Source organism: Solimonas fluminis (assembly GCF_002930645.1).
Taxonomy (GTDB): domain Bacteria; phylum Pseudomonadota; class Gammaproteobacteria; order Nevskiales; family Nevskiaceae; genus Solimonas_A; species Solimonas_A fluminis.
Genome location: NZ_PSNW01000009.1, coordinates 89,179 through 115,379 on the forward strand (window position 1 = coordinate 89,179; position 26,201 = coordinate 115,379).

Annotated in this window: 24 protein-coding genes; 11 read left to right on the forward strand and 13 right to left on the reverse strand. The window is 68.3% G+C overall.

Annotation, left to right across the window (positions count from 1 at the left end):
- Positions 1-8: 8 nt before the first annotated feature.
- Positions 9-329 carry an ATP-dependent Clp protease adapter ClpS gene (gene clpS, locus C3942_RS15865; protein ID WP_104231344.1) on the reverse strand — a complete coding sequence of 107 codons (321 nt, stop codon included), beginning with the start codon at positions 327-329 and terminating at the stop codon, positions 9-11.
- Positions 330-578: 249 nt separating this feature from the next.
- Positions 579-2,804 carry a CHASE2 domain-containing protein gene (locus tag C3942_RS15870; protein WP_104231345.1) on the reverse strand — a complete coding sequence of 742 codons (2,226 nt, stop codon included), beginning with the start codon at positions 2,802-2,804 and terminating at the stop codon, positions 579-581.
- Positions 2,805-2,903: 99 nt separating this feature from the next.
- Here C3942_RS15870 and gspC point away from each other — a divergent pair, with 99 nt between their 5' ends.
- From gspC to C3942_RS15895, 5 genes are all read left to right on the forward strand, one after another.
- Positions 2,904-3,785: a type II secretion system protein GspC gene (gene gspC, locus C3942_RS15875; protein WP_104231346.1), complete on the forward strand. Its 882-nt coding sequence runs from the start codon at positions 2,904-2,906 to the stop codon at positions 3,783-3,785.
- 8 nt (positions 3,786-3,793) lie between these two features.
- A complete protein-coding gene (gspD, locus tag C3942_RS15880; protein WP_104231347.1) occupies positions 3,794-5,860 on the forward strand; it encodes a type II secretion system secretin GspD in 2,067 nt (688 codons plus the stop codon).
- Positions 5,861-5,873: 13 nt separating this feature from the next.
- A complete protein-coding gene (gene gspE, locus C3942_RS15885; RefSeq protein WP_104231348.1) occupies positions 5,874-7,358 on the forward strand; it encodes a type II secretion system ATPase GspE in 1,485 nt (494 codons plus the stop codon).
- An 18-nt stretch (positions 7,359-7,376) separates the two neighbouring features.
- The gene (gene gspF / locus C3942_RS15890; RefSeq protein ID WP_104231349.1) at positions 7,377-8,591 is read left to right on the forward strand and encodes a type II secretion system inner membrane protein GspF; all 1,215 of its coding nucleotides are present in this window, start codon (positions 7,377-7,379) and stop codon (positions 8,589-8,591) included.
- A 79-nt stretch (positions 8,592-8,670) separates the two neighbouring features.
- Entirely contained in the window at positions 8,671-9,432 is a 762-nt protein-coding gene (locus tag C3942_RS15895; RefSeq protein ID WP_104231350.1) for a sulfite exporter TauE/SafE family protein, read from the forward strand.
- A gap of 31 nt (positions 9,433-9,463) precedes the next feature.
- Here the strand turns inward: C3942_RS15895 and plsX are convergent, their stop codons facing one another.
- Genes plsX through C3942_RS15910 form a run of 3 tightly spaced genes read right to left on the reverse strand, consistent with a single transcriptional unit; the run spans position 9,464 to position 11,290 of the window.
- Positions 9,464-10,513, reverse strand: a complete 1,050-nt coding sequence (gene plsX / locus C3942_RS15900; RefSeq protein WP_104231351.1) for a phosphate acyltransferase PlsX — start codon at positions 10,511-10,513, stop codon at positions 9,464-9,466.
- A 22-nt stretch (positions 10,514-10,535) separates the two neighbouring features.
- Positions 10,536-10,742, reverse strand: a complete 207-nt coding sequence (gene rpmF, locus C3942_RS15905; protein WP_104231352.1) for a 50S ribosomal protein L32 — start codon at positions 10,740-10,742, stop codon at positions 10,536-10,538.
- Positions 10,743-10,780: 38 nt separating this feature from the next.
- Positions 10,781-11,290, reverse strand: coding sequence for a YceD family protein (locus C3942_RS15910; RefSeq protein WP_104231353.1), 510 nt, complete (start codon positions 11,288-11,290; stop codon positions 10,781-10,783).
- 96 nt (positions 11,291-11,386) lie between these two features.
- Between C3942_RS15910 and C3942_RS15915 the strand changes: the two genes are divergently transcribed.
- Entirely contained in the window at positions 11,387-11,977 is a 591-nt protein-coding gene (locus tag C3942_RS15915; protein WP_104231354.1) for a Maf family protein, read from the forward strand.
- Between the two features lie 124 nt (positions 11,978-12,101).
- Here the strand turns inward: C3942_RS15915 and C3942_RS15920 are convergent, their stop codons facing one another.
- Positions 12,102-12,758 (reverse strand): HAD family hydrolase, encoded by a 657-nt coding sequence (locus C3942_RS15920; RefSeq protein WP_104231355.1) that lies wholly within the window; start codon positions 12,756-12,758, stop codon positions 12,102-12,104.
- A gap of 9 nt (positions 12,759-12,767) precedes the next feature.
- Positions 12,768-13,748, reverse strand: a complete 981-nt coding sequence (locus C3942_RS15925) for an RluA family pseudouridine synthase (RefSeq protein ID WP_104231356.1) — start codon at positions 13,746-13,748, stop codon at positions 12,768-12,770.
- 210 nt (positions 13,749-13,958) lie between these two features.
- Between C3942_RS15925 and C3942_RS15930 the strand changes: the two genes are divergently transcribed.
- On the forward strand, positions 13,959-16,841 hold the full coding sequence (locus tag C3942_RS15930; protein ID WP_104231357.1) for an Rne/Rng family ribonuclease: 2,883 nt from the start codon (positions 13,959-13,961) through the stop codon (positions 16,839-16,841).
- 12 nt (positions 16,842-16,853) lie between these two features.
- Entirely contained in the window at positions 16,854-18,188 is a 1,335-nt protein-coding gene (locus C3942_RS15935; RefSeq protein ID WP_104231358.1) for a UDP-glucose dehydrogenase family protein, read from the forward strand.
- Between the two features lie 58 nt (positions 18,189-18,246).
- Here the strand turns inward: C3942_RS15935 and kdsB are convergent, their stop codons facing one another.
- From kdsB to msbA, 4 genes are all read right to left on the reverse strand, one after another.
- The gene (gene kdsB / locus C3942_RS15940) at positions 18,247-19,011 is read right to left on the reverse strand and encodes a 3-deoxy-manno-octulosonate cytidylyltransferase (protein WP_104231359.1); all 765 of its coding nucleotides are present in this window, start codon (positions 19,009-19,011) and stop codon (positions 18,247-18,249) included.
- Positions 19,008-19,190, reverse strand: coding sequence for a Trm112 family protein (locus tag C3942_RS15945; RefSeq protein WP_104231360.1), 183 nt, complete (start codon positions 19,188-19,190; stop codon positions 19,008-19,010). Before C3942_RS15945 ends, kdsB begins: the two co-directional genes overlap by 4 nt.
- 180 nt (positions 19,191-19,370) lie before the next feature.
- Positions 19,371-20,360, reverse strand: coding sequence for a tetraacyldisaccharide 4'-kinase (lpxK, locus tag C3942_RS15950; protein WP_104231361.1), 990 nt, complete (start codon positions 20,358-20,360; stop codon positions 19,371-19,373).
- Positions 20,357-22,153, reverse strand: a complete 1,797-nt coding sequence (gene msbA, locus C3942_RS15955; protein ID WP_243393631.1) for a lipid A export permease/ATP-binding protein MsbA — start codon at positions 22,151-22,153, stop codon at positions 20,357-20,359. The genes lpxK and msbA overlap by 4 nt, the downstream gene beginning before the upstream one ends.
- A gap of 77 nt (positions 22,154-22,230) precedes the next feature.
- Between msbA and C3942_RS15960 the strand changes: the two genes are divergently transcribed.
- The 3 genes from C3942_RS15960 (at position 22,231) to C3942_RS15970 (ending at position 24,325) form a co-directional block, all read left to right on the forward strand.
- On the forward strand, positions 22,231-22,572 hold the full coding sequence (locus tag C3942_RS15960; protein WP_104231362.1) for a histidine triad nucleotide-binding protein: 342 nt from the start codon (positions 22,231-22,233) through the stop codon (positions 22,570-22,572).
- A gap of 227 nt (positions 22,573-22,799) precedes the next feature.
- Positions 22,800-23,573, forward strand: a complete 774-nt coding sequence (locus C3942_RS15965) for an enoyl-CoA hydratase (protein ID WP_104231363.1) — start codon at positions 22,800-22,802, stop codon at positions 23,571-23,573.
- A 92-nt stretch (positions 23,574-23,665) separates the two neighbouring features.
- Positions 23,666-24,325 (forward strand): TetR/AcrR family transcriptional regulator, encoded by a 660-nt coding sequence (locus C3942_RS15970; protein ID WP_104231364.1) that lies wholly within the window; start codon positions 23,666-23,668, stop codon positions 24,323-24,325.
- A 62-nt stretch (positions 24,326-24,387) separates the two neighbouring features.
- On the opposite strand, the gene C3942_RS15975 is transcribed toward C3942_RS15970, so the two are convergent.
- Together C3942_RS15975 and C3942_RS15980 are read right to left on the reverse strand one after the other, a co-directional pair.
- Positions 24,388-24,813: an MAPEG family protein gene (locus tag C3942_RS15975; RefSeq protein ID WP_207766115.1), complete on the reverse strand. Its 426-nt coding sequence runs from the start codon at positions 24,811-24,813 to the stop codon at positions 24,388-24,390.
- Positions 24,814-24,824: 11 nt separating this feature from the next.
- Positions 24,825-26,135, reverse strand: a complete 1,311-nt coding sequence (locus C3942_RS15980) for a PQQ-dependent sugar dehydrogenase (RefSeq protein WP_104231366.1) — start codon at positions 26,133-26,135, stop codon at positions 24,825-24,827.
- Between the last annotated feature and the right edge of the window lie 66 nt (positions 26,136-26,201).

Here is a 26,201-nt window from a genome sequence, read left to right on the forward strand (position 1 = left end):
GGCCGCTATCAGGCCTTTTCCATCACCGTCAACAGGGGGTGCTGGTGCTCGCGCGCGTACGCGTTCACCTGCGCCGTCTTGGTCTCGGCGATCTCGGCGGGGAAAACCCCCGCCACACCGCGACCCTGCGTATGTACATGCAGCATGATCTGTACCGCCGACTCCCGGGAGTGACGGAAGAACTGTTGCAAAACCTGGACCACAAACTCCATGGGCGTGTAGTCGTCGTTCAGCATCACCACCTTGTACATGGGCGGCTGCTGCGTCTTGGGCTTGGCTTCCTGTACCGCCAGGCCCTGGTCGGAATGTCGATCAGGCTCGTTGCTCATGGGTCAAAGTGTAGCGCTGCGACACCCCATATGGGGCCGCTCGGCCGTCACAAAAGGGGTGCCGCCGGTCAGACCGCGGCGGCGGCGGAGCGTTCGGCCGCCGCGGGGAAACGACGGCCGCGGGGATGCCGGCGACGGACGGCGCAGGTCCGGCGGGCGCCGTCAGCCGGAGGGGCGCCAAGGTTCCGGCTGCGGGCCGGGGCCTGCCTGCAAAATGCGGCGCAAGTCCCGGATTCGATGGGCCCCGGCCTACTTGTGGCTGAAATTATGGGCGCCGTCCCAGTTCTTGCCCGGCGGATTCTCCCGCAGCTCCATGATGCGGGAGACGAACAGCTCGTAGATCGGATGCGGCCGCCCGGACTGGATCAGGTTGAAGAACTCCTGCTCGGCCTGGTCCCACTGCTGCGCCCGGTACAGCTTCATGGCGCCGCGGTGGCGGGCCAGGTCCTGCCGCAAGGCGGGGTCCAGTTCATCCTTGGGGCCCATCGGCTCGTAGATCGCCACCGGCTCGCTGCGCCCCTTGACGCGGACCAGGTCCACCTCCCGGAAGGCCCAGTCGGACGGCAGCAGGTTGCGGGTATCCTCGCTGATCAGGATGCCGACGCCGTATTCCTTGGTCAGCCCTTCCAGGCGCGAGCCGAGGTTCACGGAGTCGCCCATCACGGTGTAGGCCATGCGGAACTCCGAGCCCATGTTGCCGACATTCATCCTGCCGCTGTTGATGCCGACGCCGATATGGAGCTTGGGCCAGCCGCGCTTCTCGAATTCCGGGTCCAGCTCGCGGATCGCGCGCTGCATCTCCATGCCGGTGAGCACGCCGTTGAGCGCGTGGTCCTTGTCCGTCAGCGGCGCTCCCCAGAACGCCATGATCAGGTCGCCGATGTACTTGTCGATCGTGCCGCGATGCTTCTGCACCACGCCCGTCTGCTTGGTCAGGAAGGCATTGATCATCGCCGACAGCTCCTTGGCATCGAGCTTCTCGGAGATGCTGGTGAAGTTGCGCACGTCGGAGAACAGCACGGTCATCTCGCGGCTCTCGCCCTCCATGGAAATCTGCTCAGGGTGCGCCGCCATCTCCTCGACCAGTTCCGGCGGCACGTACTGGCCGAACAGCTTGGAAATCTCGCGCTTGCCGCGCGACTCGATGAAGTAGCCGTACAGCAGCTGCGCCAGGTACAGCATCAGGGTGAAGGCCACCGGCACGCCGAAGGGCATCACGAAGTGACCCCAGCTCCACAGGCCGAAGGCCAGGAAGCTGATCAGGGCCAGCACCCCGGCGCCGAGCGCGCCGGCGGCCAGGGGCGACAGCGCGGCGAAGGCCCAGGCGATGAGGACGCCGATCGCCAGCAGCAGCACGGTCTCGATGCCGCTGTAGTACGGCGCCTTCTGCTTGATGCCGCCGTTGACCAGGCCGGAGATGATGTTGGCATGCACCTCCACGCCCGAATAGGCCTTGGCCACCGGCGTCACGCGCAGGTCGCGCAGGCCCGGCGCGCTGGTCCCCACCAGGACGATCTTGCCCTTGAGCACCGCGGCATCGGCCTTGCCGGCGATGACGTCCGCCGCCGGCACGTAGGGGAAGCTGCCCTCCGGCCCGCGGTAGGGCACCATCACCGCGATCCGCTCGTCCACCGGGGCCAGCAGCGGTCCGGCGCGCAGGCGCTCCAGGTGCAGGGAGGTGCGGACGTCGGGCGGCTCGAACTCGAATTCGATCCCCGGCCGCCCGGCCGCCAGGCGCGCCACCGCCAGGGCCAGCGATTCGTAGACCGCCCCCTGGTAAATCTGCACCAGGGGCACCCGGCGATAGACGCCGTCGTTGTCCAGGGTGGGATTGTCGAAGAAGCCGCAGGCCGCCCCGGTGGCCTGCAGCACCGGAAGGTTGCCGGTGTAGCCCTCGGGCCGGATCCAGTCGAGGTCGTAGAGCTTGGCGGCCATGGAGTCCATCGCCGGGGGGCAGATGGCCCCTACCGCATCCTGCTGCTGCGACTGCAGGTGCTGGCTGAAATAGTAACCCCAGACCACCGGCTTGCCCCGCACCGCCTCGGCCAGGGCGCGGTCATTGTCCATGGATTCCCGCAGGGCCATCGCCCTCTCGGCGAAGCCCGGCAGGTCGGCCAGTTCCCCCTGCTGCAGGCGGTCCAGCAGCTGCAGGCCGGAGCTGCGGTCGGCCTCCGGAAAGGCGATATCGAAGCCCAGCGCCCGGATCTGGTAGGTCCCGAACAGGTTGTCGACCAGGGTCGCCAGCTTGTCGCGCGACCAGGGCCACTGCCCCTCCACCGCCAGGCTCTTCTCGTCGATGTCGACGATCACCACCGTGCTGTCGAGGGTCCCCGGCAGCGTGGCCTGGACGCGGCTGTCGTAGGTGAAATGCTCGATCTGCTCCAGCAGGCGCAGATTCACCCAGCCGGAGGTATGCACCAGGAACAGCAGGAGCACGAAGCCGCTGATGGCAAACCGGATGACCGTGCGCGACATTGCGAGACTCCCCCAAGTCTTTCGGGCAAGTTACTGAAACTGACGGATTGCGGCAATTCCGGGCGTGTCCGGTGTCACATCCCCGGGTTATGATGCGGCATGACCGCTGCACTCCCACTGCATAAGCTGACCGCTGCCTACGAGCGCTATGGCCGGCGCCTGCCGCCGCTGGCCAACCTGCTGCTGCTGGCGCTGATCGCGGCCACCCTGGCCCGCCTGGCCTGGACCCTCCTGCCGGTTCCGGAGGAAGGCCGCTGGCGCCCGGCCCCGACCGCGCCGGTGCAGCCGGCCGCGCAGGCCGCCCCAGGGCCCTTCAACGTCGAGCGGCTGGTCGGCGCCAGCCTGTTCGGCAGCTACCAGGCCGTCCCCGGTTCCGCCGACCTGAACAACGCCCCGGAGACCCGCCTGAACCTGACCCTGCTCGGCATCCTGGCCGACCGCGGCGAGCAGGCATCGCGGGCCCTCATCTCGGACGGCTCCGGCGAGGAGAAGCCCTATGCCGTGGGCGACGATATCGCCCGTGGCGTGACCCTGGAAGCCATCTTCCCCGACCGCGTGATCCTGATGCGCAACGGCAAGGCCGAAACCCTGCGCCTGAACAAGGACCAGCCGGGCAGTTCGGTCGCCGCGACCGCGCCGGCCGGACCGGCCAGCATGGACAGCGGCACGGCCGCCACCCTGGCCGCGGCCCGCGACCAGATCCTGCAGGACCCCTCGCGGGCCTCCGAGTACATCCGCGTGCAGCCCGCCAGCGTCAACGGCCAGCTGCGCGGCTACCGCGTCTACCCGGGCCGCGAGCGCGGCCTGTTCAACGATGTCGGCCTGCGGCCCGGTGACGTGGTCACCGCGGTCAATGGCATAGAATTGGACAACGCCCAGAAGGCCCTGCAGATGCTCAACGACCTGAGCCGGGCCAGCAATTTCGCCCTGACCGTCGACCGCGGCGGCCAGGCGCAAACCGTCAACGTCACGCTGAACTAGCCATCTCAATGACCCTGCTCAAACTTGCGACGCGCGCCGCCCTGCTGGGCCTTGCCCTGGCTGCGCTGCCGGTGCGCGCCGACGTGACCCTGAACCTGAAGGACGCGGAGATCAGCACGCTGATCGCCACGGTCAGCGAGGTCACCGGCAAGAACTTCATCGTCGACAGCCGCGTCAAGGGCAAGGTCACGGTCATCTCGTCCTCGCCGATGTCGGCGGACGGCCTCTACGAGACCTTCCTGGCGGTGCTGGCGGTCAACGGCTTCGCCGCCGTGCCCAACGGCGACACGATCAAGATCATCCCGGAAACCAATGCCCGCTGGGAAGGCTCGGCCTACAGCGGCGAGGCCGGCGGCCTGGCCAAGGACGAGGTCGTCACCAAGGTCTTTCCGGTGCAGAACGTCTCCGCCACGCAGCTGGTGCCGATCCTGCGTCCGATGATCCCGCAGTGGGGTCACCTGGGCGCCTACCAGCCCTCCAACATCCTGATCATCTCCGACCGCGCCGCCAACGTGCGCCGCCTGGAGCAGCTGATCCGCCAGATGGACCAGGTCGGCGACCGCGAGATCGAGAGCTTCCGCCTGGAGAATGCCTCGGCCTCCGAGGTGGTGCGCATCCTCACCACGCTGACGCAGCAGGACAAGCAGGCCGACCCAAGCATGCGCCAGACCTCGATCATCGCCGACGAGCGCAGCAACTCGGTGCTGATCGGCGGCGACCGGGCCGAGCGCCAGAAGTACCGCGAGATCATCCGCCAGCTCGACCAGCCCGTTACCGACGGCGGCTCGACGCAGGTGGTCTACCTGCGCTTCGCTACCGCGGAGAACCTCGCGCCGATCCTGGAAGGCTATGCCCAGCAGGTGCAGAGCACCGACGGCAAGAGCAGCACCGGCGGCAGCGCACCCGCCTCGGCACCCGCATCCTCGGGCAGCGCCGGCGGCGGCCGCGACGGCATCCGCGTGCTGTCGGACAAGGACACCAATGCCCTGATCATCACCGCGCCGCCCAAGGCGATGCGGCAGATCCGCGACGTCATCGCCCAGCTCGACATCCAGCGCTCGCAGGTGCTGGTGGAAGCGATCATCGCCGAGGTCAGCGCCACCACCAGCAGCCAGCTCGGCGTCGATTGGGCCGTGTTCAACAAGGAGCGCATCGCCGCCGCGGGCATCCTCAATCCCAGCACCTCGCAGGCCCTGACCAACGCCGCCACGGCGCTGTCCGGCAGCAGTTCCAGCAGCAACTCCACCACCGCGGCCCTGTCGCTGCTGGGCCTGGGCGCCACCGCGGCCGGCGGCATCATCAACGAGAACGGCACCAGCTTCGCGCTGCTGCTCAAGGCCCTGAAGGGCGACGGCAACACCAACATCCTGTCCACGCCGACGCTGCTGACCATGGACAACGAGGAGGCCAAGTTCTCGGTGGGCCAGGAAGTGCCCTTCCTCACCGGCAGCTTCAGCAATACGGGCTCGACCAGCGGATCGGTCAACCCCTTCCAGACGATCGAGCGCAAGGACGTGGGCCTGACCCTGGGCGTGACGCCCCAGATCAACGAGGGCAACGTGGTGAAGCTCAAGATCGACATGGAGTCGTCGAGCCTCACCGCCAGCTCCAGCAGCACGCTGCAGCAGACCACCAACAAGCGCACGCTGACCAACACCGTGGTGGTCGATACCGGGCAGATCCTGGTGATCGGCGGCCTGACCGACGACAAGCTGACGGACTCCAAGAACCAGGTGCCCTTCCTGGGCGACATCCCGCTGCTGGGCAACCTGTTCAAGGCCCGCGCGACCAGCAAGGAAAAGAGCAACCTGATGGTCTTCATCCGGCCCACGATCCTGCGCAAGCAGGAGGATGCGGACTACTACACGCGCAAGAAGTACGACTCCCTGCGCCAGGCCCAGCTCGAGGCGGCACGCATCACCCAGACCAACCGCCGCCAGCAGCCGGTGCTGCTGCCCTTCGACAAGCTGATGGGCGACGTGCCGCCGGCACCGCCGGTCGCGGAGCAGACGCCGCCGCCGCCCGCCGTGGCCGGCCAGGCCCGTCCGCAGCCGCCCGCCCCGCCGACCAACTGAGGGGCGGTCGCCGATGGAATCCGCACTGCGGCGCCCGCCGTTCGCCTTTGCCAAGCGCCACGGCCTGATCGTCACCGAGGACCAGGGCGAGCATGTGCTGGTCGCCGCGCGCCCCGGCGCCGGGGTGGATGCGATCCAGGAAACCCGCCGCTTCGTCGGCCGGCCGCTGCGCCTGCAGAACGTCAGCGCGCAGGAGTTCGACGCACTGCTGCAGAAGACCTACGAAGGCCAGACCTCCGCCACCAGCAGCCTGATGGACGGGCTCGGCGAGGAAGAGGCCGACCTCGGTTCCCTCGCCCAGGCCCTGAGCGAGAACCAGGACCTGCTGGAATCCAGCGACGACGCGCCGGTGATCAAGTTCATCAACGGCCTGCTGGTGGAGGCGATCAAGGAAAATGCCTCCGACATCCACATCGAGAGCTTCGAGAGCCGCCTGCAGATCCGCTTCCGGGTCGACGGCGTGCTGCGCGAGGTCATGTCCCCTCCCAAGCAGCTGGCACCGCGCCTGGTATCGCGCATCAAGGTCATGGCCAAGCTCGACATCGCCGAGAAGCGCCTGCCGCAGGACGGCCGCATCTCGCGCGCCTTCGGCGGCCGCAAGGTCGACCTGCGCGTCTCCACGATCCCCACCGGCGCGCACAACGAACGCGTGGTGCTGCGTATCCTCGACAAGCAAGCCGAGCGCCTGGACCTGGAGCAGCTGGGCCTGGACGAGGAGCAGATCGCCGTGCTGCGCCGGATCCTGTTCCGCCCCTACGGCATCATGCTGGTCACCGGCCCCACCGGCTCGGGCAAGACCACCACGCTGTACTCCGGCCTGTCGGTGCTCAATGACCGCAGCCGCAACATCATGACGGTCGAGGATCCGATCGAGTACTACATCGACGGCATCGGCCAGACGCAGGTCAACACCAAGGTCGAGATGACCTTCGCGCGCGGACTGCGCGCCATCCTGCGCCAGGACCCGGACGTGGTGATGGTGGGCGAAATCCGCGACCTGGAAACGGCGCAGATCGCCGTGCAGGCTTCGCAGACCGGCCACCTCGTGCTGTCCACCCTGCACACCAACACCGCCGTGGGCGCCGTCACGCGCCTGCGCGACATGGGCGTGGAGCCCTACCAGCTCTCCTCCTCGCTGATCGGCCTGATGGCGCAGCGCCTGGTGCGCTCCCTGTGCCGGCATTGCAAGGAGCCCTACGAGGCCAGCGTCACGGAAAAGGAACAGCTGGGCGTGGAGCTGGCGCCGCCGCTGACGCTGTACAAGCCGGTCGGCTGCCCGGCCTGCCGGCATACCGGCTTCCTCGGACGCAGCGGCATCCACGAGATCATCGAGATCGACCGCCAGCTGGAGACGATGATCCACGACGAAGCCTCCGAGCAGGCCATGGAGACCTACGCCCGCACGCGCGGCCCCGGCATCGTCCAGTCTGGCCGCAACAAGGTGCTGAACGGCCAGACCACGCTGCGCGAAGTGCTGCGTGTGACGATCGAAGACTGATGGATGCCTTGACGCGCCATGTCGGCATTTGAATACAGCGCGCTCGACGCCCGCGGCCGGCAGGTCAAGGGTCTGATCGAGGGCGATACCGCCCGCCAGGCGCGGCAGATGCTGCGCGACCGCGGCCTGTCGCCGCTGGACGTCATCGAGGTCGCGGAGCGCCGCTCCTCCGGCGGCATGCCGTTCCAGCGCGGCGGCGGCATCAGCCATACCGAACTGTCGCTGTTCACCCGCCAGCTGGCGATCCTGGTCCGCTCCGGCCTGCCGCTGGACGAGGCGCTGACGGCCGTCTCGGAGCAAAGCGAGAGCAAGCGCGTGCAGCGCATCGCGCTGGGCGTGCGGTCCGGCGTCGTGGAGGGCAACACGCTGGCGATGTCGCTCAACCAGTTCCCCAATGCCTTCCCGCCGCTGTTCCGCGCCACCATCGAGGCCGGCGAGCAGTCCGGCAAGCTGGATTACATCCTGGAGCGCCTGGCCGAGTACGTGGAAAAGCGCCAGGCCATGCGCAGCAAGATCATGCTGGCAGCCTTCTACCCCGCGATCCTGACCATGGTCGCCATCGGCGTGGTGCTGGTGCTGCTGACCTACGTCGTACCGCAGGTCGTGGCGGTGTTCGACAGCATCGACACCGAACTGCCGCCGCTGACCCGCGGCCTGATCGCCACCTCCGGCTTCCTGCGCGAGTACGGCATCTACCTGATCGCCCTGATCGCCGCCGGTGCCGTGATGTTCGCGCGCATGATGCGCGCCGACGCCTTCCGGCGGAAAGTGCACCGTTTCGTCCTTCGCCTGCCCCTGGTCGGACGCCTGACCCGCGGCGCCAATACCGGGCGCTTCACCCGCACGCTGGGCATCCTGTTCGGCAGCGGCGTGCCGATCCTGGATGCCATGCGCATCGGCACCCAGGTGGTGAGCAACCTGCCGATGAAGGAAGCCATCGAGGAAGCCGCGATCAAGGTGCGCGAGGGTGCCACGCTGTCGCGCTCGCTCAATGCCAGCAAGCTGTTCCCGCCGATCACGATCCACCTGATCGCCAGCGGCGAGACCTCCGGCAAGCTCGACGAGATGCTGGACCGCTCCGCCGAGAACCAGGAGCGCGAGGTCGAGACCCTGGTGGCCGCGATGATGGGCATCTTCGAACCGGTGCTGATCCTGGCGATGGGCGGCGTGGTGCTGCTGATCGTGCTCGCGATCCTGCTGCCGATCTTCGACCTGAACAACCTGGTCAAGTGAAGGCGCGAGCAGCGTGGAGGGGCCCCACGTAGTGGGGATCCTCGCGTCGCGAGTCGCCGCATCTCTCCCCATTCCCCCCGTGCTCGAAACCCTCACCCTCCTCCTCACCGGCTTCGCCGCCAGCTTCTTCTCGGCCCTGGCCGGGGGCGGCGCAGGCCTGCTGCAGTTTCCCGCGCTGGTGCTGCTGGGCCTGTCCTTCGCCGCCGCGGTGGCCACGCACAAGGTGGCGGTGGTGGCGCTCGGCGTAGGCTCCACCGCGAGGCACCTGCGCGAGGGCGGCATCGACTGGCGTTTCCTGGGGCTCTGCACGCTGCTGGGCCTGCCGGGCGTGGTTTTCGGCACGCGCCTGGCCTTCGGGATTCCCGATCACGTCGGCAACGTCGTGTTCGGCTGCGTCAACATCGGCATGGGCCTGTACTCGATCTGGCGCCCTGCCCTGGGCCTGCACCCGGCGCCGCGCAACCGCGAGGGCCGGGGTCTGCGCTGGGGCTGCCTCTGGGTGTTCGTCGTCGGCTGGCTGACGGGGCTGGTGCCCTCGGGACCCGGCGTGTTCTCCACCCTGCTGTTCCTGCTGTGGTTCGGCTTCGACTACCGCCAGGCCGTGGCCCAGACCATGATCATGGTGGGCCTGTTCTGGAATGCAGCGGGCGCGTTGACCGCGGCCGTCGCGGGGCCGGTGATGTGGGCCTGGATTCCGGCCCTGGTGATCGGCGGCCTGCTCGGCGGCTACCTGGGCTCGCACCTGGGATTGCTGAAGGGAAATCGCTTCATCAAGCGCGCCTACGAATTCCTGACGCTGCTGATGGGTGCCAGCCTGGTCGCGCAGGGCTTGCTGGGCTGACGCTGGGCGCCCCCCCCTGGTCCTCGCGGGATCAGGCGGCTTCGGCGCCCGGCGCCGCATCGTCGGCAGGCTTCACCACGCGGCCGAGCAGGCTGCTGATGCGCGCCGGGATGTCCTGCTCCACGGCCTTGATCGCCACGCCGATGGCATGGGCGAAGGCCAGCGCATCGGCGCTGCCGTGCGACTTGATGACGATGCCGGTGAGGCCGGCGAAGCTGGCGCCGTTGTAGTTGCGCGGATCCATGCGGCGGCCCAGCGCCTTGAGCGCGGGCATGGCCGCTACCGCCGCCGCCTTGGTGAAGACGTTGCGGGTGAACTCTTCCTTCATGAACTGATGGACCAGCTTGGCCACGCCCTCGCCGGTCTTCAGCGCGACGTTGCCGACGAAGCCGTCGCAGACCACCACATCGACATCGCGCAGGAAGATGCCGTCACCCTCGACGAAGCCGATGTAGTTGAGGCTGGACTGCTGCAGCAGGGACGCCGCCAGCTTGATCGTGTCGTTGCCCTTGATCTCTTCCTCGCCGATGTTCAGCAGGGCAACCTTGGGCCGCTGGATGCCGTAGGCCGCGGTCACCAGGGCCGAGCCCATGACGGCGAACTGCACCAGCTGGTCGGCGCTGCACTCGGCATTGGCGCCCAGGTCCAGCATGTGGACGTGGCCGTTGACCGAGGGGATCGCCGAGATGATCGCCGGCCGGTCGATGCCCGGCAGGGTCTTGAGCACGAACTTGGCGGTGGCCATCAGCGCGCCGGTATTGCCGGCGGAGACGGCGGCCCTGGCGCGGCCTTCCTTGACCAGGTTGATGGCCACGCGCATCGAGGAATCCTTCTTGTTGCGCAGCGCCTTGGAGGGAGGCTCGTCCATCTCCACCACTTCGCTGGCGTGCTGCAGCACCAGGCGCGGATCGCCGGCATGGTTGCGTTCCGCCAATGCGGCGCGCAGCCGGCCCTCGTCGCCGACCAGGATCAGCTGCAGCTGCGGGTGCTCCCGCAACGACGACAGAGCGGCGTCCACGGCTACCGGGTAGCCGTGATCGCCGCTCATGGCGTCGATGGCGAGGATGACGGGGGCAGCCATGCGGTTGCGCCCGGATCCGGCCTTACTCTTCGGTGCTGTCGGCGGCCGGAGCGGCCGTGTCGATGACCTTCTTGCCGCGGTAGTAGCCGTCGGCGGTCACGTGGTGGCGCTGGTGCGTCTCACCGGAAGTGGAGTCGACCGACAGCGCAGCCGGCTTGACCTTGTTCTTCCAGTGGGCGTGGCGGTGGCCGCGCATCGCGCGGGACTTCTTGTCCTGGGAAACTGCCATTGTCTTGCTCCGTCGGGCACAAGGCCCTGCTTACCACTTCAATCTGACTTCAACTGCTTCTTCAATGCCGCGAAAGGGTTTTCCCGACGAGGCTCTTCTTCCACCGGCGCCGCAGCCACGGGCTGCGCCGCAACAATATTTTCGCACGATTCGCAGCGCGGCAGCATCGGCAGGCACAACAGCACCTCGTCCTCGATCGCCTCGCGCAGCTGCAGCTCGTCGTCCTCGACCAGCAGCGGCTCGAAATCCTGCATCAGGGCCCGCTCGCTGGCTTCGTCCGCCACCAGCCGCCAGTCGACTTCCGCCTGCAGCGGCCAGTCGTAGGACTTGCCGCAGCGCTTGCAGGCCAGCGGCAAGGCGCCGCCCAGCGATCCCTGCAGGGCCACATGGCCCTCGCGGGATTGCGCCTGCAGCGACACCCGGAGCGCCCCGCCGGCATCGGCCAGCAGCTCGACCAGGCGCGGCAGCGACTTCAACGGCAGGTCGCCGTCGTAGCGCTCCGCCTGCGCGGCGGCACTGGAAACACGGATTCTGGCGGGGATACCCAAGGCAAGCGTCCCGAGCTACCCTTCAAAGGGCGCGCATCATAGTGATCCGCCCCTCAAAAGTCAAAGGCGCCATGGCCGCATATTCCAAGAAATTCAATGGCTAACCCCGCGGCCAACCCTGCGCTGATCCTGGCCTCGGGCTCCCGCTACCGGGCGGAACTGCTGGGGCGGCTGCAACTCCCCTTCCGTCCCCTGCCCTCGCAGGTGGACGAGACCCCCCAACCCGGGGAGAACCCGCGCGAGCTGACCCAGCGCCTGGCCATCGCCAAGGCCCGGGCCCTGGCGCAGGAACACCCGCAGGCCTGGATACTCGGCTCCGACCAGTCCGCCGCCGCCCAGGGACGCCTGCTCGGCAAGCCGGGCACCCTGGACCGGGCCAGGGAGCAGCTGCAGCTGCTGTCCGGGCAGACCGTGGAGTTCCTGACGGCCGTGGCACTGGTGCAGGGAACACGGTTGCTGCAGGGGCTGGATGTGACCACCGTGCGTTTCCGGCGCCTGGATGCGGCGACGATCGACCGCTATCTGGCGGCCGAGCCGGCCCTGGACTGCGCCGGCAGCTTCAAATGCGAGGGCCTGGGCATCAGCCTGTTCGAGGAGATGCGCAGCACCGACCCTACCGGCCTGGTCGGCCTGCCGCTGATCCGCACGGCCGCGCTGCTCCGGGAAGCGGGCTTCAGGATTCCCTGAACCCAGGCGGCAAGGAGGAGCTTCCGTGGCCCCTCCATGGCGAGGCGGCAGCTACCCCATCCAACCCCCACCCAGCCCTCCATGGTCGGGCCTTCGTCGGAGCGGATGTCCACCGGACATCCGCTTATTCCCGACTCAGCCAGCCCGGCAGCCCGGCGACGTCTTCCAGCAGCACGGCCGGCCCCGACGAGCGCAGGCGGACTTCGTCATGCACGCCGCAAAGCACGGCGGCGCCGGGCATGCCGATGGCGGCGGCCATGGCCATGTCGTATTCGGTATCGCCGATCATCAGCGCCTCGCCGGCGGCGATGTCCTCCGCCTCCAGCAGCTCCCGCAGCATCAGCGGATCGGGCTTGGAGGCCGTTTCGTCGGCCGTTCGCGATCCCACCAGCAGGCGCCGCAGCTCGGTGTGGTGCCGCAGGGAGCGGTCCAGGCCCCGGCGCGACTTGCCGGTGGCCACGGCCAGGCGATAGCCCTGTTCGTGCAGGGCCTCCAGGGCGTCCAGCGCTCCCGGAAACAGCGGCGCCTCGCGGGTCTCGGTGACCCACTGGGCGCGATAGCGCTCCAGCAGGGCCCGCAGGGCATTCAGCTCCAGCTCCGGGAACAACCGGACCAGCACGTCGTTCATGCCCAGCCCGATCAGCTCGCGGATGGTCTGGTCGTCGCGCGGCGGCAGGCCCAGGTCCCGGATCGCCACCTGCATGGTATCGACGATGGCGGCGGCCGAATCGGCCAGCGTGCCATCCCAATCGAAGATCAGAAGCTGCGGAGCCTTGGCCACCGATGAACCTCAGTTCGCGGTTCCTAGCCTGTTGAGGAAATCCCGCAGTTCGTCGGTCATCGGCGCGTTCAGGATCAGTTTCGAAAACTCGCCTTCTTCCGGCAATTTCAGGAAGTGGGAGTGCAGGAACATGCGCTTCAGGCCCTTCTCGCGGTACTTCTTGTTGACCTCGCGCTCGCCGTACTTGGTATCGCCGCAGACCGGATGGCCCAGCGCCAGGGAGTGCACGCGGATCTGGTGGGTGCGGCCCGAGAAGATCTGCACCTCCATCAGCGTGGTATCGCGATAGCGCGCCTTGGGAGAAAAGCGCGACTTGGACGGCTTTCCGTCTTCTTCGTCGATCTCCACGCGCAGGTTGTTGCGGACCAGGGCGGCATCCACGTCGCGGTCCTCGCCGCGCCAGCGGCCCACCAGCAGGGCGAAGTAGCGCTTGTCCGCCGTGCTGTTCTTGAAGGCGCGCTGGGCCCGCAGCAGGGCCGGCCGGTTCTTGGCCAGTAGCAGGATGCCGCTGGTGTCTCGATCCAGGCGATGCGCCAATTCGATGAATTCGTACTTGTTCCAGGCGCGAATGGTCTCGATCACCCCGTAAAGTACGCCGCTGCCGCCGTGCGCGGACAGGCCGGCGGGCTTGTTGAGCGCCAAATAGTTGTCATCTTCATGGATCACCGCCGAACGCAGCTTGTTCAGCACCGCATCCGGCGGGCGCACGGCCTCGCCCTTTTCCGCCAGGCGCACCGGGGGAATGCGCACCTCCTCGCCCTTGGCCAGCTTGCGCTCTGGTTTGGCGCGCCCGCCGTCCACCCGCACCTGCCCGGAGCGCAGGAGCCGGTAGACGTGCGACTTCGGCACGCCAGGAAGTTGTTTTAAAAGGAAATTATCGATGCGCTGCCCGTCCTCGTTAGCGGAGACGGTTACCTTGCGCACTTCTTGGCGGGTTTGTGTCAAAATACGACATTCCGTTTGAATAAGCGGAAAATTCCGTTGCCGCATCGGCGGTTACGGAATCGATTCGGGGACGTTGCAGCGCGCATCTTAGCAGCGCCGCAGGCCCCAAGTTTGCGTCTGGGGCGCATTTGCGCCGCAGGCATCTACAAACCCAGCGCTCCTGCAAAGGGCGGGCGACCTAGAAAGACAACGCACCCATGCCTGTCACTGAAATCTCCCCTGCCCCGCGGTCGAGCGTCATCAGACGAGACCAACATGAAACGCATTCTGATCAATGCCACGCAGCGCGAAGAGCTGCGCGTGGCGATCGTGGACGGGCAGAAGCTCCATGACCTTGACATCGAGCATGCCTCCCGCGAGCAGAAAAAGGGCAACATCTACAAGGGCCGCATCACCCGCGTAGAACCCAGCCTCGAAGCCTGCTTCGTCGACTACGGCGGAGAACGCCACGGCTTCCTGCCGGTGAAGGAAATCGTCCGCTCCTATTTCAAGGGCGACGGCAAGAACCTGCGCGACCAGCTCGACGAGGGCCAGGAGATCATCGTCCAGGTCGAGAAGGAAGAGCGCGGCAACAAGGGCGCTGCCCTGACCACGTTCATCTCGCTGGCCGGCCGCTACCTGGTGCTGATGCCCAACAACCCGCGCGCCGGAGGCATTTCGCGCCGCGCCGAGGGCGACGAGCGCGAGGAGGCCAAGGAAGCGCTGAACCAGCTCAACCTGCCGGACGGCATGGGCCTGATCATCCGCTCCAACGGCGTCGGACGCACGGTGGAGGAGTTGCAGTGGGACCTCGACCACCGCGTCAGCACCTGGAATGCGATCACCGCCGAAGCCGCCAAGCGCCCCGGCCCGTTCCTGATCTACCAGGAGAACAACATCGTCATGCGCGCGCTGCGCGACTACCTGCGCTCGGACATCGGCGAGGTGATCGTCGACAATGCCGAGATCTACGAGGAAGCGCGCGAGCAGCTGCAGTACTCCACGCCGCAGGACCTGCCCAAGCTCAAGCAGTACACCGATGAAACGCCGCTGTTCCAGCGTTTCCAGGTGGAGAGCCAGATCGAGCTGGCGCATGAGCGCAACGTGCGCCTGCCCTCCGGCGGCTCGATCGTCATCGACCACACCGAGGCCCTGACCGCGATCGACATCAACTCCGCCAAGGCGACCGGCGGCCGCGACATCGAGGAAACCGCGTTCAACACCAACCTGGAAGCGGCCGAGGAAATCGCCCGCCAGCTGCGACTGCGCGACCTCGGCGGCCTGATCGTCGTCGACTTCATCGACATGTCCAGCTCCAAGAACCAGAAGGAAGTCGAGAAGCGCCTGGAGCGGGCGGTCGAGATGGACCGCGCGCGCATCCAGCTGGGGCGCATCTCGCGCTTCGGCCTGCTGGAGCTGTCGCGCCAGCGCCTGCGCCCGACCCTGGCCGAGCACACCCAGGTGGCCTGCCCGCGCTGCAGCGGCCGCGGCCACATCCGCAGCGTCGAATCGCTGGCCCTGTCGGTCCTCCGCCTGATCGAGGAGGAGGCCATGAAGGAGCGCACCGGCCGCGTCATCGCGCAGGTGCCGGTGGACGTGGGCACCTTCCTGCTCAACGAGAAGCGCCTGAACGTGCGCGAGATCGAGGCCCGCTGCCGCGTGCACATCGCGATCGTGCCCAACCCGACGCTGCACACGCCGAACTTCGAGATCAAGCGCGTCCGCGCCGATCACCTGCAGCAGGACAACAACAACGGCATTTCCTACGTCCTGGCGCAGAATTTCGACGCCGCGGCCCAGGAGGAACAGGCCAAGCCGCAAGCCCCGCAGCGCGCGCTGCAGGAACCGGCGGTGAAGCAGATCGTGCCGGCCACGCCGGCGCCGATCATCATCAAGCAGGAAGTGGTCGCGGCACCCGCAGCACCGATGGTGGCCGTCCCCGCCGAGTCGGTGTGGAGCCGCCTGCTGCGCTGGCTGGGCTTCGGCGCCAAGCCGGCGGTGGAAGCGGCACCGGCCAAGGCCCTGCCCGACCCGCGCCGCCGCGACGAGCGCCGCGATGGCCGTGGCAACAACCAGCGCCGTGAGCAGGGCCGCGACCAGAATCGCGGCGGCCAGCAGAACCAGCCGCGCCGCGACGGCCAGCAGCAGAACCAGCAGAAGAATCGCGACGGCCAGCAGCAGGGCCATCAGCAGAACCCGCAGAAGAACCGCGACGGCCAGCAGAACCAGCAGCGTCGTGACGGCCAGCAGCAGAACCAGCCGCGTCGCGACGGCCAGCCGCCGCAGCAGGGCCGCGGCGAGGGCCAGCAGCAGAACCCGCAGAAGAACCGCGACGGCCAGCAGAACCAGCAGCGCCGCGATGGCCAGCAGCAGAACCAGCCGCGTCGCGACGGCCGCCCCGAGCGCCCGCCGCAGCCGGCACAGGAACAGCTGCCGCTGACCGCCGAGGGGGCCGCCGCCGAACTCGCGGCGGAAGCCGCCGAGGCCGCCGGCCTGCCTGTGCCGGAAGGCGCCGAGGGTCATGCGCCGGGCGGCCGCAGCCTGCGTGGCCGCCGCAATCGCCGCAACCGCGGCCGCGGAGGCGACCGTGGCGAGGGCCAAGGCCAGAACGCACTGCCGGCCGCCGCGGGCGGCGTGGTGGCCTTGACCGCCGAGGACGCGCTGGCCGGCAACATCCCCTCCTCCGAGGCCCCGGACGCCGTGAACCTGGCGGCGCCGAGCGAATCCGCCGAGGCCGCCGAGGCCGTTGGGGCGGGTGCCGACGCCACTCCCGCCGTGGTTGCCGCCGCGGAAGCGCAGGCGCCCGAATCGCCGGCGGCCGCCATTGAAAGCGCCGAGCCGGTCGCGGCGGAACAGCCGGCCCCTGCCCAGCCGGAAACGGCCGCCGAGGTCGCGGAGCAGGCCCCCGCCCACGAAGCAGCGCCCGCAGCGGCCGCCGATACCGCGGTGATCGCGGCTGTTGCGGCCGAAGCGGAACCGGAAGAGGACGTTCATGCCATTGCAATGGACAGCGCCGAAGATATCGCCGAGGTTCAGGAGGCGTCGCAGAAGTTCCGCAGCAGCGCCCCGGCCTCGGACTACTTCAAGCTGTTCGAAGAACCGGCGGCTCCTGAAACCGAAACGGCCGCCGGACAGAAGCAAGACACCACCCACGGCTAAGCCCCCTCCTCCATGGACATCACCGTCTTCGGCTCCGGCTATGTAGGCCTGGTAACGGCCGCCTGCTTCGCCGACGCCGGCAACACGGTGGTCTGCGTGGATGTCGATGCGCGGCGCGTGGAGACCTTGTCGCGGGGTGAAGTGCCCTTCTACGAGCCAGGCCTGGACCAGATGGTCCGGGCCAACTTCCAGCAGGGGCGCCTGCGCTTCACCACCGATGCGGCGGAAGGGGTCAGCCATGGCCTGTTCCAGTTCATCGCCGTCGGCACGCCCCCCGGCGAGGACGGCTCGGCCGACCTGAAGTACGTGCTGCAGGTGGCCGATACCATCGGCAGCTTGGTCACCGACTATCGCGTCGTGGTCACCAAGTCGACCGTCCCGGTCGGCACGGCAGACAAGGTTCGCGAAGCCCTGCTCGCGGCATTGCAGCGCCGCGGCGAGAGCGTCGAGATCGACGTGGTGTCCAACCCGGAATTCCTGAAGGAAGGCGCGGCGATCTCGGACTTCACCAAGCCCGACCGCATCGTCATCGGCACCGACAATCCGCGCACCGCGGAGCTGATGCGCGCGCTGTACGCCCCGTTCAACCACAACCACGACCGCATCGTGGTGATGGACGTGCGCTCCTCGGAACTGACCAAGTACGCCGCCAACGCCATGCTGGCGACCCGGATCAGCTTCATGAACGAGCTGGCCAACGTCGCGGAGAAAGTGGGCGCCGACATCGAGAAAGTGCGTATCGGCATCGGCTCGGATCCGCGCATCGGCTACCACTTCATCTATCCGGGCTGCGGCTACGGCGGCTCCTGCTTCCCCAAGGACGTCAAGGCATTGGTCCATACGGCCAGCGAATCCGGCCATGCCGCGGCGCTGCTGGCGGCGGTGGAAGACGTCAACCAGCGGCAGAAGCGCGTGCTGTTCGAGAACATCCGCAAGCACTTCGGCGGAGACCTGAAGGGCCGCACGGTGGCGCTCTGGGGCCTGGCCTTCAAGCCCAACACCGACGACATGCGCGAGGCCTCCAGCCGCGTGCTGATGGAAGCCCTGTGGGAGTCCGGCGCAAGCGTGCGCGCCTTCGACCCGGTGGCGATGCACGAAACCCGCAAGATCTACGGCGAGCGTGCCGACCTGGCGCTCTGCGACAATGCCGAGGCGGCCTGCGAAGGCGCCGACGTGCTGGCCATCGTGACCGAGTGGAAGCAGTTCCGCAGCCCGAATTTCGAGCGCCTGAAGAAGCTGCTGAAGCAGCCGACGATCTTCGATGGCCGCAACCTCTACGATCCGCAGCTGCTCAGGCGCCAGGGCTTCGCCTACTACAGCATCGGCCGCGCGCCGGTCGGCGTCTGAACTCATCCCCTGAAACGAAGAAGGCTCCGCAAGGAGCCTTCTTCGTTTCGCCGGCGTGTCAGCGCGCCGGCTTCATCAGCGCAATCACCGCCTGCAGGTCTTCCTCGGTATCCACGCCGCGCGGCGGCGGATTGTGGGTGATGCCCATGCGGATGCGGAAGCCATGCGTCAGCGCGCGCAACTGCTCCAGCGCCTCGCAGTCCTCCAGCGGCGCCGCCGGCAGCTGGCTGAACTCGGCCAGCGCGGCGACGCGATACGCGTAGAGGCCGATATGCCGATAGGCCAGCCCCTCGGGCATGCGCGGCTGCTCGCGGGTGGAGCCGTCGCGCTTCCAGGGGATCGGTGCCCGCGAGAAGTACAGCGCATAGCCACGGCGATCCATGACCAGCTTGACGACGTTCGGATTGAGCCATTCCTCGATCGCATGCAGCGGATGGCACAGCGAGGCGATATGGGCCTCGCTGTCTTCGGCGAGCAGTTGCGCGGCCTGGCGCACCAGGTCCGCCGGCATCAGCGGCTCGTCGCCCTGCAGGTTCACGACGATGGTGTCGGCCGCCCAACCCGCCTTGCGGGCGATCTCGTTGATGCGGTCGGTGCCGGAATTATGGCTGGCGGCGGTCAGGCGCGCGTCGGCACCGAAGCCGCGGCAGGCTTCCAGCACCTGCTCGGAGTCGGTGGCGACGATGATGTCCTCTGCGCCGCTCTTGCGGGCCGCCTCCCAGACGTGCCGCAGCACGGGCTTGCCGTGGACATCGCGGAGCACCTTGTTCGGCAGGCGGGTGGACCCCAGCCGCGCCGGGATGACGACCTTGAAGCCCTTCATGCGTCCAGCTCTTCGGACGCCAGCTCGCGGGCCTCCTCTTCGAGCATCACCGGGATGCCGTCGCGCACCGGATAGGCCAGGCGTGAGCTGCGGCTCCAGAGCTCCTGCCGTTCCGGGTGCCATTCCAGCGGCCCCTGGCTGACGGGGCAGACGAGTATGTCGAGCAGACGCTTGTCCATGTTTCCTGGCGGGGCGTGACGATTGGGGGGAGTCATTGTTGCATGCTTTCACCCCGTCGGCGCCAGCACTGGCGCCCCGGCGGCCCTTCGCGCCGCAGCCTGCCGTAGACCCGCCGGAAGGCTCGCCGGCAGCCCGGGAGGCAGGCCGGCACGCCATGCCGCGCCTGCGCCGGGCGGACGTCAGTTCCCGCGCAGGACTTCCTGCAGTTCGGCGAGCAGCGAAGCGGCCGCTCCGTCGATGAAGTGCAGGTCGGCCGGCACCATCCACCAGTGCCGCTGGGCAAAGGCGCGGCACTTCACCGCATCCTTCTCGGTCATCAGCAGCGGCAGCGCATCGCCGAACGCCAGGTCGCCCGGCAGGTACGCATGATGGTCGCCGAAGGCGTGCTCCCGCAGTGGCAGGCCCTGTGCGCGCAGGCCATCGAAGAACCGCGCGGGATTGCCGATGCCCGCCACGGCGTGAACCTCCGTGCCGGAAAAGGCCCGCAGCGGACGCCGCTCGCCGCTGAGCAGGTTGACCGCCGTCGCGATCTCGAGCCTGAAGCCGATCGCGGAGGGTCCGAAGGGTCCGGGATCGCCGCCGTTGACGAGGATCCGCGCCGCCGCCCGGGCCCGTGACGGCGATTCGCGCAAGGGGCCGGCCGGCAGCAGCCAGCCGTTGCCGTAGCCTCGTGCGGCATCCACGACGCAGAGCTCCAGGTCACGCGCCAGGCGGTAGTGCTGCAGGCCGTCGTCGCAGACCAGCACGTCGGTCCCGGGATGCCGCTGCAGCAGCAGCCGGCCTGCGGCGACGCGGTCCGGCGCCACCGCCAGCGGCACGCCGCTGCGCTGCGCCATCAGCGCCGGCTCATCGCCGCAAAGCGCCGGATCGGTTTGCGGTGTCACCAGCATCGGAAACGGGCCGCGTCCGCCATACCCTCGGCTGAGGATGCCGGGCTGGCGCCCGGCCTGGCGCAAGGCCTCGACCAGCCACAGCACGCTGGGCGTCTTGCCGGTGCCGCCCACGGCCACGTTGCCCACCACGATCACCGGCACGGGCAGGCGCTGCGCCTGCTGCTTCCTCGAAGCGGCCAGCCGTGCCGCGGCGGCGCCGTAGAGCCGGGACAGGGGGCGCAGCCAGAACGGCGGCGGCGCGGACCGGTACCAGACCCGCTCCAGCCAGCGCTTCATCCGGCGGACGTCTCGCCGCTGTCGGCGGCGTCCTCGCGGAACTGCAGGCTGTGCAGCGCCGAATAGGTGCCCTGCAGGGCCAGCAGTTCGGCATGGGTCCCCTGCTCCACCACCTGCCCGTCACGCATGACGACGATCAGGTCGGCATTCTGGATGGTGGACAGGCGATGCGCGATCACCAGGGTGGTGCGTCCCTTCACCAGCTGCTCCAGCGCGCTCTGGATGTAGCGCTCGGATTCGGTGTCCAGCGCCGACGTGGCTTCGTCCAGGATCAGGATCGGCGCGTTCTTGGCCAGCGCGCGCGCGATCGCCAGGCGCTGTCGCTGGCCGCCGGAGAGCTTGCTGCCGTTCTGGCCGATCGGCGTATGCATTCCCTGCGGCAACCGGCTGATGAACTCCCAGGCGTAGGCCGCCTTGGCCGCCTCGATGAGAACGGACTCGTCGGGCGCCGGGTCCAGGCCATAGGCGATGTTCTCGGCGACGGTGGCGTCGAACAGGCGCACCTGCTGGTCCACCAGCGCGATCTGCGCGCGCAGGCGCTGCAACGGATAGTCGCGCACGTCGTGGCCGTCCACCTTCACCGCGCCGGACTCCACGTCGTAGAAGCGCGGCAACAGCGCCAGCAGCGTGGACTTGCCGCTGCCCGACGCGCCGACGAAGGCCACGGTCTGCCCGGGCTTGACCGTCACGCTCACGCCGCGCAGCGCATCGGTGGTCTGCGTGGCATAGCGGAAACGCACGTCCTGGAACTCGACCAGCCCCTGGGCGCGCTCCAGCGGCCGGTCGCCGCCGCCGGGCTCCCCGCTCTCCGACATCAGCTTGAACACGTCGGTGGCTGCGGCGATGCCGCGCTGCAGGCGTTCGTTGACGTTGGAAAGGCTGCGTATCGGATTCATCAGCGACAGCATGGCGCCCAGGAAGGAGACGAAGGTGCCCGGCGTGATTGCCTGCAGCATCTGCGGCTGCGTCGCGAAATAGATGATGAACGCCACCGCCCAGGCGGCGATGAACTGGATCAGCGCATCGCTGCCGGCCTTGGTCGCCACCAGCTTCATCGACAGCCAGCGCTGCTGCTCGTTGACCCCCTCGAAACGGCGCCGCTCCTGCTGCTGTCCGTTGTAGATCTTGATGACACGCTGGCCGCCGATGGCCTCCTCGGACGCCTGGGTGACGATGCCGATGTTCCGCTGGATGCGGGCCGATACCTTGCGGAAGCGGCGGCTCACGTAGGAGATGACGCCGGCGATCAGGGGCGCCACGCCCAGGCAGAACAGCGTCAGTTCCCAGTTCAGCCACAGCATCCAGACAATCAACCCGACCACCGTCAGGCCATCCTTGATGATGGAGGTGAAAGCGGTGGTCACCGCCTCGGCGACCTGCTCGACATGGTAGGTCAGGCGTGCGATCAGCTGGCCGCTGCTCATGCGGTCGTAGAAGCTCGCCGGCAGCTTCAGCAGATGGTCGAACAGCTCGCCGCGCAGCGCCTTGATGACCCTGCGCCCGATCCAGGACATGCCGAACGAGGAAATGAACTCCGAGATGCCGCGCATCAGGAACAGGCCGACGATGGCCCAGGGCACCCAGCGGATCACGGCCGGGTCGCGGTCGATGAAGGTGCCATCGAGCAGCGGCTTGACCAGGGACATGAAGCCCACCTGGGTGGCGGCGGCCAGGACCATGCCCAGCGAAGCCAGCAGGAACACCGGCCAGTACGGCCGCGTGTAGCCGAGCAGGCGGCGGTAGACGGCCATCGGCCGGAAATCGCCGGCCACGGTCGGGAAAGGTTCAGTCATGGGCGGGAATGGTAACAAACGGCGGGCCGGCCGCCGCCCATGGCTTACACTGGCGGTCTTTGGTCCAGGAGCCCCCCATGGCGAAGACGCTGTTCGAGAAGATCATCGACCGGGAGATCCCCGCCACGATCGTCCACGAGGATGAATCGTGCGTGGCGATCCAGGACATCAACCCGGGTGCGCCCATGCACCTGCTGCTGATCCCGCGCAAGCCCATTCCCCGCCTCTGCGACGCCGGCCCGGAAGACCAGGCCCTGCTGGGCCACCTGATGCTGGCAGCCGGCAAGATCGCCGCCGCCCACGGCTACGGCGAGGCCTTCCGCCTGGTGGTGAACAACGGCGCCGAGGCCGGCCAGTCCGTGTTCCACCTGCACCTGCACCTGATCGGCGGCCGCCCGCTGAAGTGGCCGCCGGGGTGAGACGGAAGCCGGTGGATGTCCAACGGACATCCACCCCGTCGAACGCCCGGCCGTGGAATGTTTGGCCCGGCTGAGGCATGACTCAATGTCATGCCGAAGTAAGCCAGACATGGGCCGGGGCTGGATGAGCTGAAGTCGCGCCATGGATGGCAACCCCAACCCCGCAGCCTCCGTCACCAGTGCCGTAAAATGGCGGCCATCCCTTCTCTTTCCCCTTGGAGTCCCACATGACCAACGAACACGTCCTGACCGAACTGCAGGACCGGGTCTTCACGATCCGCATGAATCGCCTGGACAAGAAGAACGCCCTGACCACGGCGATGTACGAAGGCATCACCGCCGCCCTGCTCAAGGCCGAGGCCGATCCCGAGGTGCGCGTGATCCTGCTGGCCGGCTCCGCCGACTGCTTCACCAGCGGCAATGACCTTGCCGACTTCCTGCAGAACCCGCCCAAGGGCGAGGACAGCGCCGTGGCGCGCTTCATGCGCACCCTGGCCACGGCCAAGAAGCCGGTGGTGGCGGCGGTCGGCGGCTTCGCCGTGGGGGTGGGCACCACCCTGCTGCTGCACTGCGACCTGGTCTACGCCGGCGACAAGACCCGCTTCCATCTGCCCTTCGTCAACATCGGCATCTGCCCGGAGTTTGCCTCCACCTACATCCTGCCGCGCCTGATGGGCCACCAGAAGGCTGCGGAACTGTGCCTGCTGGCCGAGCCCTTCGACGCGGCGACGGCCCTGGAGGCCGGCCTGGTCAATGCCGTGCTGCCCAACGAGCAGGTCGAGGCCAAGGCCCGCGAGTCGGCGCTGAAGCTGGCCGCCCAGCCGCCCAATGCCCTGCGCACCAGCAAGGCCCTGCTCAAGCGCTGGCGCGAGGATCTGGTGGTGGACGCGATCCGCATCGAGGCGGACAAGTTCATCCCGATGCTCGGCATGCCCGAGGCCCGCGAGGCCATGGGCGCCTTCATGCAGAAGCGCAAGCCGGACTTCTCCAGGTTCAGCTGAGGCGAGCTTCACTTCCCCGGCCACCCTTGACAGGGGTGGCCGGGGGGTGGAATGTGACACATCCGTCACCCAGCCCCCGACCGGCCCCGTCAATGCAGACGTCCAGCGGCAAGCGTGAGCAGAACAAGCTGGCCAACCGCGCTTCGATCCTCGACAGCGCGCGGCGCCTGTTTGCCGAGCAGGGCTACGACGCGGTGACGATCCGCGATGTCATCCGCGCCACGCCGCTGGCCTCCGGCACCTTCTACAACTACTTTCCGGACAAGGAATCGTTGTTGCGCTCGCTGGTGGAGGAGCGCCTCGGCGAACTGACCGACCGCCTGACCCAGGTCCGGCGCACGGCCGACACCCTCGAGCAGTTCATGCAGGGCGCCTTCCTCACCACGTTCGAGGAAATCTGTGCCCACCCGGACTTCTACCGCATGATGTTCCGCAACGAGCCGGTGATCCGCGCCTTCTTCACCGACAACGTCTTCGGCCACACCATGCGCATGCTGAAGATCGACCTCGCCGACGCGGTGGCGCGCGGGCTGCTGGCCGACATCAACGTGGATTTCCTGACCGCGACGATCTTCGGCAGCGCCTATGAACTGAGCCGCACGCTGGTGGACCGCAAGAATCCCGATCCCCGGGAGGCCGCGAATTTCGTGGCGCGCCTGTTCATCAACGGCTTGGCGAACCTGCAGCCGGAACCCGCGGCCAGCGAGCTGATCCGCCGCGGCTCCCTGCTGCTCAAGGGCGCCGCCCGCTAGGGCCTGTTAACACTGCAGCCGTCGCTGCGACGGCCGTAGTGTTAACAGGCCCTAGGGCCGCCTCAGAACAGGGCGCCGAGGATCATGGCTCCCATCCCCAGCGTCGCTCCGATCCCGACCGCATAGGAAAGGGTCCGCCAGGGCTGCAGCCCCGCCAGATAGCACAGCGTATGGGCCACCCGGGCCGCCACGAACACGCCGAACAGCCAGGGCGCCGCCGCGGCCGACAGCCCCAGCTGCACGTAGGCGATGCCCAGCGCGAGGAAGACGGGGATGTTCTCCAGGTCGTTGGCCCAGGCACGCGCGGCGCGCTGCACCTGCGGCAGTTCCTCGGCGGCCGCCGGCCTGCCGACGAAGGCCGCATCCTCCGGCGTCTTGAACTGCTGCCGGCTGATGCGATGCCAGCCCTGGTAGAGCGAGATCGCGAACATCTTCAGGAACAGCAGCACGGCGCTGAGGGCGTACCAGTGCAGGGGCGATGATTCCATCGGCATGCTCCTCAGGGCTTCGCCGCGCTGACGCGCCAGACGATGTTGCCGACATCGTCGGCCACCAGCAACGCACCGCCGCCGTCCAGCGCAACACCCACCGGCCGGCCCAGGGCCTTGCCCTCGGCACTCAGGAAGCCGGTCAGCACGTCCAACGGCTGGCCCTTGGGCTGGCCGCCCTCGAAGGGCACGAAGACCACCTTGTAGCCGCTGTGCGGCTTGCGGTTCCAGGAACCGTGCTGCCCCACGAACATGCCCTCCGCATAGGCAGTCGGCAGCGAGTTCCCCCTGGAGTGAGCCAGGCCCAGCGAGGCGGTGTGCGGGCCCAGCGCGTAGTCGGGGGCGATGGCCTTGGCCACGAGTTCCGGCTGCTGCGGCTTCACCCGCTCGTCCACGTGCTGGCCCCAGTAGCTCCAGGGCCAGCCGTAGAAGCCTCCCTCGCGGACCGAGGTCATGTAGTCGGGCACCAGGTCGCTGCCCAGTTCATCGCGCTCGTTCACCGCCACCCACAGCGCGCCGGTGACCGGCTCCCAGGCCATCCCGACCGGATTGCGCAGGCCGTAGGCATAGATGCGCTTGTCGCCGGTCGCCGCGTCGATCTCCCAGATCAGGGCCCTGCCCTCCTCCACGTCCAGGCCGGCCTCGCCGATATTGCTGTTGGCGCCCACGCCCACGTAGAGCCGCGCGCCGTCGGGGCTGGCGATCAGGCTCTTGGTCCAGTGCCGGTTGATCTCGCCGGCGGGCAGGTCCGCCAGCTTCGTGCCGGAACCGGAGATCGACGTGGCGCCCGCCCGGTAGTCATAGCGCAGCACCGCGTTGGTGTTGGCGACGTAGAAGTGCTGCCCGACCAATGCCATGCCGAAGGGCGAGTTCAGGTCCTTGAGGAAGACCGAGCGCTGGTCGGCCACGCCATCGCCGTCGGTATCGCGCAGCAGCGTGATGCGGTTGGCGCTGGGCACGCCGGCGCCGGCCTTCTTCATCACCGCCCTCTCCACGCGGCCGACGATGCCGCGCGGCGGATTGGCCGGCGCGTTGCTTTCCGCCACCAGCACGTCGCCGTTGGGCAGGACCTGCAGCCAGCGCGGATGGTCCAGGCCGTCGGCGAAGGCCTGCACCTGCAGGCCGGCCGCCGCCTGCGGCCGGCCGCCGGCCGGCCAGCCCTGCGCCGGCGCGATGTTCACCACCGGCAGCAGCCTGCGGTCCGGCGCAGGCAGCTTCGGGCTGGGACCGGTACCCTCGGACAGCGGCAGCTGGGCGCTGCCGCCGCAGGCGGCCAGGCCCAGCAGCAGCAAGGCGGAAACGGCGGAACGTTGCAGGAACATGGGGCATCCCCGGGCTGGATTCGAGGCGGCCATGTTACGTGAGGAAACGAAAGACGCGCGCGCCGC